1 protein-coding gene is annotated in these 704 nt (G+C 67.8%); it reads left to right on the top strand.

Annotation, left to right across the window (positions count from 1 at the left end; translation table 11 throughout):
- Window positions 1–64 precede the first annotated feature (64 nt).
- The coding region (locus NP777_RS47050) for an AMP-binding protein (protein WP_308405430.1) at window positions 65–704 on the top strand (640 nt) is incomplete at its 3' end.

Genomic DNA, 704 nt, shown 5'->3' with positions numbered 1-704 from the left:
GGCCGATGTTGGTCGGCCGTCGTTTATGAAGGTGACCCCCTCCCACCTGGGGTTGTTGGAGGCGTTGCCCGAGGAGGTGTCGCCGTCGGGGATGTTGATCACCGGTGGTGAGGCGCTGGTGGGGGAGGCGCTGGTGTCGTGGCGGGCCGCGCATCCGGATGTGACGGTGGTCAATGCGTACGGTCCCACCGAGGCCACGGTCAACTGCGCGGACTACAGCATCGAGCCTGGTCAGGAACTTGCGAGTGGTGCTGTGCCGATCGGGCGGCCGTTCTGGAACACCCGTGCCTATGTGCTGGATGCCTGGCTTCGGCCGGTGCCGCCGGGCGTGGCGGGTGAGCTGTATGTCGCGGGTGTGGTGCTGGCGCGTGGCTATTTGGGGCGTGCGGATCTGACCGCCGAGCGGTTCACGGCTGATCCTTACGGTCCGGCGGGTGCGCGGATGTATCGCACGGGGGATCTGGCGCGCTGGAACGCCGATGGTCAGTTGGTGTATGTGGGCCGGGTCGATGACCAGGTCAAGGTGCGGGGTTTCCGTATCGAGCTGGGTGAGATCCAGGCCGTCATCAGTGGTCATCCCGAGGTGGCTCAGGCGGCGGTGGTGGTGCGGGAGGACCGGGTCGGGGATCAGCGGCTGGTGGCCTATGTGGTGGCGGCGGATGCCAGCGTTTCCGATGTGGCCCTGCGGGAGCACGCCGCGGCCC

It is taken from the genome of Streptomyces rugosispiralis, from assembly GCF_024505145.1.
Classification (GTDB): Bacteria; Actinomycetota; Actinomycetes; order Streptomycetales; family Streptomycetaceae; genus Streptomyces; species Streptomyces rugosispiralis.
The sequence above is the reverse complement of the archived record's forward strand: the minus strand, read 5'-3'. Positions and strand labels throughout refer to the sequence as shown.